The organism is Bacteroidota bacterium (assembly GCA_034723125.1).
Classification (GTDB): domain Bacteria; phylum Bacteroidota; class Bacteroidia; order CAILMK01; family JAAYUY01; genus JAYEOP01.
Genome location: JAYEOP010000490.1, coordinates 1 through 8,360, shown reverse-complemented (window position 1 = coordinate 8,360; position 8,360 = coordinate 1). Strand labels below are relative to the sequence as shown.

The following is an 8,360-nucleotide window of genomic DNA, read 5'->3' as shown; positions in this document are numbered from 1 at the left end:
CTGTGTCTGTTCTTTAAATTCTACACTTTCCATTTTTCCCCAATAGAATCTTTCACACCTCCAAACACCAATAATATTTTGTTTTCTATTACAGGATACATTTGCAAAAATAATTATTACTAAAAAAATATATAATTTGTATTTTTTAATTGCGTCAAACATGCTTAAATATAATGAATTTAATAAATAAACAAAAATAAAATATTAAAATTATATTGGGAGAATATCTATTCTTCAATGTTTAATAATTGTTTCTCAAAATCACTTAGAGTATCAATATCAGTTTCAGTGTTTACAGAATCTTGTATCATATCAAGCAAATTAGCAGAAATCGTATCAAGAATACCAAGTGCTTTTTGAACTTCTATTTTCAATTTTTTTTCATCACCCTTTTTATATCCAACATGTACATATTTTATTTTAGCATCATTCCCAATTAGAATTGTAGTCGGCAAAGCTAAAGCATCATATTTCTCAGCAACTTTTGAATACATATCAATTAATATTGGTTGAGTCATTAAAAGTCGGTCTTTCATTTTTCCAATTAATTCTTTATAATTTCCTTCTTTTTTTGGTTTCCCGACATGTATATAAAATGTTTTAAAATCCTCATTAGTCAGTTCGGTTGATATTTCTTCTATTTTAGGAATTTCAATATTGCAAGGAATACACCAAGTTGCAAAAAAGGACAATAAAATCACATTCCCTTCTTTTAATTCGCGACTAAAATAAATCGATTCGCCATCTAATGATCGCAAGAAAAATGCTTCTGCATTGGAATTAATTTCAATTTTATTTTCATTATCGCTTGCAAAAACATTTATAGATATAATAAATAAAATTAAAATTTTTGTGATATATTTTACTATTTTCATACTTTTTAGTCCTTGATTATGCTTAATATTTCCTCATCATCTTTTGTCCCTAACTTAACCGGAATTAATTTTCCGGAATATGAATCAATTTTTTTATCTTTAATTTCAATCTGTAAAGAACCTATATATTTCCCGTCTTTTCCGCTCTGTGTAATAATAGTATTATTTATATATTTAGGATTATGAAATTCGTTTTGAGTATGACCACCAATAATTATATCAATAAAATTAAATTTATCAGCAATCTCTTTGTCTTTTTCAAAACCCATATTGGAGAGTAAAATAACAATGTCAAATTTATCTTGGTTTGCTATCTCATGCCATTTCTTAATTATATCTGTTGGATTATATCTCTTAAGTTGAAACTTATTTCCTTTTTCATAATAGGTAATGTCGTTTGGATCAACAATTCCTAAAATAGCAATTTTTATATTCCCAATAGTTTTGTAAATAACTTTTGATACAGAAAAATCAGCTTTTTTAAATTTTAAATTTGTGCTAATCACATTAATATTATTATTTTGCAATTGATTGATTAAAAATGTTTCTCCAGTAGAAAATTCTTGAACGCCAATATTCACCGCATCGTATTTCATTAGTTGCATTGCTTTTATTACTTTTACATTTTTAGCCGAATCTTTTCTAAATGAAAAAAAATCTCCTGAATCAAAAAACAATACATTTGAATGTGATTTACGAAACTCTTTCAATATCGTTTGTCTCTTTTCTAATCCTCCAAGTGGCAACACGGGACAATGACAATTTTCTAATACACCATTTGTATTTTGAGTATATAAAATATTAATTTTTGTTATATCGTTAGCGTTTGCGAATACAAAATTAAAAAGTAAAAAAACACCTACGACAAAGGATGTTATTTTTTTCATAATTTCCTCCGATAAAATATTCCTAATCTCCAACAAACCAGCCCATATTTTCAAATATTTCAACGATACCATCATTTGTTCCAATAGCAATTAAATTGTCATCGGGACTAATGTCACCGGCTGTTGACTGTGATAAATAAGTTGATCCTTCCCATAAAATATTATTTAGCACAACTCGTAATACTTTTATCATTCCATCTGCTGTAATAAATGCTATTATATTATCATCAACGAATTGCATATCTATTGCAGGAGAACCTAAAGATATAAAATTATTATTACCAGTGGCTGTTATCAAACATCCTATATTACCTGTTGAAGCAAGTGCAATTTTAGTTCCATCGGCAGAATATTTTCCTAACCTAATGCCTTTATCATCAAATGTTTCTGTGCTTTGTAAAACATTACCAACTTTCCATAATTTCACATTACTTGATGGTATATCAGCTCCTGCAAAATAGTAGTTATCATCTGCAGGATTAAATTGAACAGCGTTTACAATTCCGGCATCAGAAAAATTATGAGTGACATAATTAGTATCACTATCAATATTCCAAAGAAACACATTACCAATGTTAGAACCCAACATAATATTAGAAGACGAATTGTTAATATCAACAGAAAACAAAATATTCCCAGATACTACCGCTGAAAGTATCTCATTACTATTATTATCAACTACAACTGCTCTGGCCTCGGCAACTGCGGCAATTTTATTACCATCTTTACTATAGCAAATATCATTTACAACCGCCCCTGATACAATGTTTTTTTCCCACAGCATACTTCCCGAGCCAAATTCCCATAATTTAATACTACCATCATCAGAAGCAGATACAAATTGTTTTGCCGTTGGACTACAAACAACCTTATTGATTCTATAATTAGAATGGCGTGTACTAATAGTTGTAGCAATATTATACATGTCATACTGAATAAGATCACCATTATTATTTGCAACTATAAGGTATCCATCATCTTTAGAAAATGCTAAAGAAGTTACAGATCCACCGGCATCTAAATGGAATTTTTTTGTATAACCATGTTCATTATATTGTAAGCATTTCTCATTGCTTGGTGAAGAAAATATATTATCACCAACTTTTGCTCGTATTCTAAAAAATCGTTCGACATTAGGATCCCAAATGTCTAAACCTGTGATTATATAATAAGCATTAGTAGTTTCCCCTATAATATGAAATTCTTCTTTGTCTATCTTTTGTTCTATAACATATTTTTCGGTAAAATCCGAGTTTGGCTCCCAAGTGATTTCTGCTTGACTTTCTGAAAGTATGGTTATATCGAAATTTGATGGTACAGTAGGATATATAGCAGACCAATCTAACATAGCTTCTCCTGATACAACAGATAATTTATCTTCTATTCGTGCTCTTACTCTAAATGTGTATTGTAGTGTCGAGTCCAATTCTGCTATTGGAATCGTGTGAGTTCTGTCCTCATTGATTGATTGAAGAATATAATTATTGTTATTAATTTTCATTTCCAATACAAACAATTCTTCATAATCAGAATTATCTTCCCAGCTTAGTGTAATATCCTCATGGTTTGCAGAAATATCTATTGATAAATTTGATGGTGAAATAAGTTGTTCATCTGAATCTGGATCTACCGGATTATTAAAATTTCGCGAACACCCAATAAAAACAATCAAACTCATTGCAATAATTATTAATATTATACTTTTATTTTTCATTGCCATATCTCCTTATTATAAATTATTTTTTTGTTATTATTTTTTTTATTTTTATATGATTATAAATTGTTGATGCAGAAAAACTTATTGCAACAACTGCTGATAGGTTTCTAATAGAACCCCATGTCTCTGTTTTTTCCCTATATTCTTTTGCACTATCAGATGTTTGTGCATTTTCATATTTGTCGTAATTACTACCTTCCATGCCGGCTGAAAATAGTGTAGTTGACCAAAAAACAGAACTTAAAATAATTCCTCTCTTTCTTTTTTTCCTAAATTTTACAAGTTGCTGATTCCCATTTAGTTCCTCTAATGTAATTGTCATTGATGTGATTTCGCCTTCTATGATTTTGAACTTGTCAGAAAAAGTCGAATAATCTTTTGCAAACACTTTAATTTTATGTTTCCCCGCAGGTAAAGAATAATTTTTTGCTTTTTCTACAGAGGTTGAGACATTATCAATATCTACTTCTGAAAATTTTGGCATAATACTCGCATTTAAATATCCCATATTTGTACTATCTGTTAATAATTTTTCATGGATAGATTTATCATCTTCCACAGTTTTCGGTTGTGTTGTCGTTTCCTTAACTTGTGAAGTTGTTGTTAACTTTTCTTTTTGTTCTTTATTTCCCAACAATCTAATTAAAGCAGTATTAATTCCTTCAGTCAACAAATTTTCCATTTCTCCTTTAAAATCATAAGAGGAAGTTTTTGCAATTTCACCTGAACCAATATCTATTTTTCTTAAATCGATAGTGAATATTGTTCCAAATTTCCCAACTGAACCGGAAATCATGAATTCAACACCAAGCAATTGCCCTGCCTCTATCATACATTTACTTGAGGTACAACCGGAAAGCTGAAAACCCTGTTCCTCTAAAATAGAATTCATGTTTTCTCTATCTAATACTTGGAATTGATTAAGATTAACAAGATGCGATCTTAACCGTTCTGTTAATACTTCCGCCTCCATTTCACTAATTCCTTTTGCTCTGAGTTGCAAAACAGCTATGGTTGTTTGCGAATAACTAAAACTAATAAACATAAATAACGAAACAAATATTCCGATTATAATTTTTCTTTTCATATTATTTTACTCCTATATTTTATATATTTCTAAATACTGTGTAGTTTAACAAAAATAATTATTAAATACAATATTTTTACTTATTTAAATTATTATTTATCGCACCTTTTTTCCCTTCAATATAATTAGAATATATTCGGGTGGTTGGATATGCGAAATCAATATTATCATGTTTTTCAAATTCCGTAAGAATATTTTCCCAAAAGAATTCTCTTGTTGATCTTCTTTTTTTTGGTTCTACCAAAAATCTAATTGTCAATAATACTCCATTTTCCTTTACATTTAAATATACTATTGGAGTTAACTTATTATAAATTATCAAATATTTTCTTGCTGATTTTTTTATCTGCCTTTCTACTTTTTTCGGAATATTTTTTTCATACTCTAATGCAAGTTTTTCTAATATTTTTCTCGCCTTTTTCCAATCACTTTCAAATGTTAATAAAATCGGCAATTCATCCCAAATATATTCAAATCCGAAATGATAGTTTGCGAGATGTTCTGTAAATACTTTCCCATTTGGAACATGAATCATTCTGCCTGTACTTTGGTCCGCATCAACCCAATTACCAATCTCTAAAATTGTAAATTGAAATGGTCGAATATCAACAACATCACCGGAAACTTTGCCAATTTCTATCCGATGTCCAACTTCAAATGGTTGTCTCCACATAATAAAAATAAATCCGGCTAAATTTACGAATACATCTTTTAATGCAATTGCAATACCAGCTGAAAATAATCCAAAAATTGTTAAAAAAGATTTTGCACCTTTAAACCAAATTTTTCCAATAAGCAAAAAACCAATTAATGCAAAAATATACCCAACTGTTTTACTCCATTGATAAATTGTTTTAGAATCTTTTATATTCTTATGTATAATTCTACCAATTATTTTTTTAAAAATCCATAATACCAAAATAACAATAATCGATTTCACTAAATTCGTGTAAACTAACGAATCTAATTGTGTAAACATTTCTATAATTGCTTCTTTATCAAATAGTTTATTCATATACTTTATTCTAACCTTCTAACCTTCTAACTTTCTAACCTTCTAACCCACTAACCTTCTAACCTTCCTACCCTCCTACCCGGGTGGCCAAGTAAATTTCCTACCGGCTAATAAATGTAAGTGAATATGCTCCACCTCTTGTCCACCATTTTCTCCATTATTAAAAACAAGTCGATAACCATTTTTTATATTCATTTTATCCGCAATTTGCTTTGCCGTAATTATTAATTCGCCCATAAGGGAACTATTTTCTTCACTCAAATTTTCCACACGACTAATATGTTTTTTGGGAATAATTAAAATATGAATTGGTGCTTGCGGATTCAAATCTTTAAATGCAATTAATTTTTCATTCTCAAAAACGATATCGGATTTTATCTCACCTTTGGCAATTTTACAAAAAATACAATCTGGCATATTGCTCCTTTTTTTAAACTGTGTAAATATACGAAAAAAAAATCTAAAACGAATAAAACAATTTGGTTTTTTTATTTAATTTTCTTATATTCTAATGTTTCTTGAAAAATAGGGGGCGTAAAGGTTTCGACGGGATTGTAAGGTCGTTACAGTAGCATACCGAGGTTTTCAGGACTCCTCGTCTCTTTTGAGATCACTTGTGATAAATCAACCTGAGATAAAGTTTTAAATGCAAATAATTTTGCACTTGCTGCATAGATAATATCTAAGTAGTCGTCTATCTTAATTTGTTTGTGGGTTAAGAATAGGCGCCATTTTCACAAAATCGTTATCTGTTCTGTTTGTGGGCAGGTAATTAAATTTTCAAACTGGTTCATTTGTAGTTTGTTTGTTGTATGCAGATGAATAAGAAAAATTCAATCAACTAAGTATGTAGAATCTGTCTTGGTCTCTTTTTCGGACCCGAGTTCGATTCTCGGCGCCTCCACAAAAAATAAGGAATAACTATGGGATACTTTCCGCGACCAGGGAAATATGTAATAAAAGATGATGACGACGAAAAAAGATTAAATTTCGGAAAACACATTCATCATCGCAAACCACCACGATCAATATGGTGGACAATTGTTTTTTTAGGTGCTTTATTGTTTTTGTATCTCTCACTTAAAAATATAATCTAATAAGTTAATAATTTGTTATATCTAAACCTCTTATCACTATCATATTTTTTAAATAAAAGAATTTTTTGTAGTATAAAACCATTTATACGGAATTAATATTCTAAAGGGATAAATTATGAAAAGAATAGGGTTGTTATTAGGAATTATTATATTTGCGTTAATTTTATTAATGCCGACACCGGCGGGAATGAGTCCCGAGGCACAAAAAACTTTAGCCATTGCTTTGCTGATGGCAATTTGGTGGATTACTGAAGCAATTCCCATTCCTGTCACAGCTTTAATTCCTATCGTACTATATCCGCTATTGGGAGTTATGTCTTCAAAACAATCTGCTTATCCTTATGCTAATCATATGATTTTTTTATTTATGGGTGGTTTTTTAATAGCACTTTCAATGCAGAAATGGAATTTGCATAAACGAATTGCCTTGAGTATTATTGATTTAGTTGGAACAAGTCAAGATAGAATAATACTTGGATTTATGATTGCATCCGCATTTCTTTCAATGTGGATTTCAAATACCGCTACAACAGTGATGATGGTACCAATTGGAATGGCAGTAGTCACTAATTTGACTCAAAATTCCGAAATGAAAAATAATAAGAATTCTAAATTTGGAATTAGTTTGATGCTTGGCTTGGCTTATTCTGCTTCAGTTGGTGGAATAGGAACCCTTATAGGAACTCCGCCAAATTTAGTTTTAGCAAATACTTTAGAAAAAATGTATAATCAAACAATTGGTTTTATGGAATGGTTTAAGATAGGAATACCGATAGTTATAATAATGATTCCAATAATCTGGTTATTTTTAACTAAAGTAATGTATCCGACAACAGACAAAAAAGATTTGGAAAATAATGAAAATGTAATAAAAGATAAATTAATAGAACTTGGAAAAATTACAAGAGGAGAAAAAATTGTCTTAACCGTTTTTGTTCTTACTGCATTGAGTTGGATATTTAGAAGCACAAAACATATTGGGAACTTTACAATCCCGGGTTTAGATAAATTATTTCCTGCGATTTCCGATGCGACAATCGCTATGTTTTTTGCCATTTTACTTTTTGTAATTCCTGTAAATATAAAAAAGAAACAGTTCGCTATGGACTGGAAAAACGCTTTGAAATTACCTTGGGGAATTCTAATACTTTTTGGTGGTGGTTTATCACTTGCAGAGGGTTTAAAAGTATCAGGTCTTGCCGAATGGATTGGATTAAAGGTGAATTTATTTACAGGAGTTCCGGATATTGTGCTTATTTTAGTTGTTGTATTTTTAATTATTTTTCTTACGGAAATGACTTCTAACACGGCAACTACTGCTATGGTTTTGCCTATTCTCGGTTCAGTTGCAATTGGACTTGGCAAACTTCCGATGTTATTACTTGCTCCTGCAACAATCGCCGCATCCTGTGCTTTTATGTTGCCCGTTGCAACTCCGCCGAATGCAATTGTATTTGGAAGTGGCTATATAAAAATTCATCAAATGGCAAAGACAGGATTTTTTCTCAACATTATATCGATTTTTATTATCACACTTTTAACTTATTTTGTACTTATACCTTTTATAATAAAATAGGAGAATTTTTTATAATATGATTGATCCGCATGTTCATCTTCGAGATTGGGAACAGGCAAACAAAGAAACAGTTTGTCACGGCTTAAAAATCGCGAACGATATTGGA

8 protein-coding genes and 1 other RNA gene are annotated in these 8,360 nt (G+C 30.0%); 3 read left to right on the top strand and 6 right to left on the bottom strand.

Annotated elements, in window-relative coordinates; all coding sequences use genetic code 11:
- Positions 1 to 227: 227 nt before the first annotated feature.
- The 6 genes from U9R42_12710 to U9R42_12685 form a co-directional block, all read right to left on the bottom strand.
- Positions 228 to 875: a TlpA disulfide reductase family protein gene (locus tag U9R42_12710; protein MEA3496878.1), complete on the bottom strand. Its 648-nt coding sequence runs from the start codon at positions 873 to 875 to the stop codon at positions 228 to 230.
- A gap of 5 nt (positions 876 to 880) precedes the next feature.
- Entirely contained in the window at positions 881 to 1,762 is an 882-nt protein-coding gene (locus U9R42_12705; protein MEA3496877.1) for a hypothetical protein, read from the bottom strand.
- 22 nt (positions 1,763 to 1,784) lie between these two features.
- On the bottom strand, positions 1,785 to 3,476 hold the full coding sequence (locus tag U9R42_12700; protein ID MEA3496876.1) for a hypothetical protein: 1,692 nt from the start codon (positions 3,474 to 3,476) through the stop codon (positions 1,785 to 1,787).
- A 22-nt stretch (positions 3,477 to 3,498) separates the two neighbouring features.
- On the bottom strand, positions 3,499 to 4,566 hold the full coding sequence (locus U9R42_12695) for a CsgG/HfaB family protein (protein ID MEA3496875.1): 1,068 nt from the start codon (positions 4,564 to 4,566) through the stop codon (positions 3,499 to 3,501).
- 76 nt (positions 4,567 to 4,642) lie between these two features.
- Positions 4,643 to 5,581, bottom strand: coding sequence for a mechanosensitive ion channel family protein (locus U9R42_12690; protein MEA3496874.1), 939 nt, complete (start codon positions 5,579 to 5,581; stop codon positions 4,643 to 4,645).
- Between the two features lie 75 nt (positions 5,582 to 5,656).
- Positions 5,657 to 5,998 (bottom strand): histidine triad nucleotide-binding protein, encoded by a 342-nt coding sequence (locus tag U9R42_12685; GenBank protein ID MEA3496873.1) that lies wholly within the window; start codon positions 5,996 to 5,998, stop codon positions 5,657 to 5,659.
- A gap of 111 nt (positions 5,999 to 6,109) precedes the next feature.
- On the opposite strand from U9R42_12685, the gene ssrA reads away from it, so the two are divergent.
- From ssrA to U9R42_12670, 3 genes are all read left to right on the top strand, one after another.
- Positions 6,110 to 6,488, top strand: a transfer-messenger RNA (tmRNA) gene (gene ssrA / locus U9R42_12680).
- 16 nt (positions 6,489 to 6,504) lie between these two features.
- On the top strand, positions 6,505 to 6,678 hold the full coding sequence (locus U9R42_12675; protein ID MEA3496872.1) for a hypothetical protein: 174 nt from the start codon (positions 6,505 to 6,507) through the stop codon (positions 6,676 to 6,678).
- Between the two features lie 115 nt (positions 6,679 to 6,793).
- Positions 6,794 to 8,254, top strand: a complete 1,461-nt coding sequence (locus tag U9R42_12670; protein ID MEA3496871.1) for a DASS family sodium-coupled anion symporter — start codon at positions 6,794 to 6,796, stop codon at positions 8,252 to 8,254.
- Positions 8,255 to 8,360: the final 106 nt, after the last annotated feature.

Excerpts from the sequence above, each read along its gene's own strand:
- U9R42_12690 (MEA3496874.1), bottom strand. The coding sequence starts at position 5,581 with ATGAATAAACTATTTGATAAAGAAGCAATTATAGAAATGTTTACACAA.
- U9R42_12685 (MEA3496873.1), bottom strand. The coding sequence starts at position 5,998 with ATGCCAGATTGTATTTTTTGTAAAATTGCCAAAGGTGAGATAAAATCC.
- U9R42_12710 (MEA3496878.1), bottom strand. The coding sequence starts at position 875 with ATGAAAATAGTAAAATATATCACAAAAATTTTAATTTTATTTATTATA.
- U9R42_12670 (MEA3496871.1), top strand. The coding sequence starts at position 6,794 with ATGAAAAGAATAGGGTTGTTATTAGGAATTATTATATTTGCGTTAATT.
- U9R42_12705 (MEA3496877.1), bottom strand. The coding sequence starts at position 1,762 with ATGAAAAAAATAACATCCTTTGTCGTAGGTGTTTTTTTACTTTTTAAT.
- U9R42_12700 (MEA3496876.1), bottom strand. The coding sequence starts at position 3,476 with ATGAAAAATAAAAGTATAATATTAATAATTATTGCAATGAGTTTGATT.
- U9R42_12695 (MEA3496875.1), bottom strand. The coding sequence starts at position 4,566 with ATGAAAAGAAAAATTATAATCGGAATATTTGTTTCGTTATTTATGTTT.
- U9R42_12675 (MEA3496872.1), top strand. The coding sequence starts at position 6,505 with ATGGGATACTTTCCGCGACCAGGGAAATATGTAATAAAAGATGATGAC.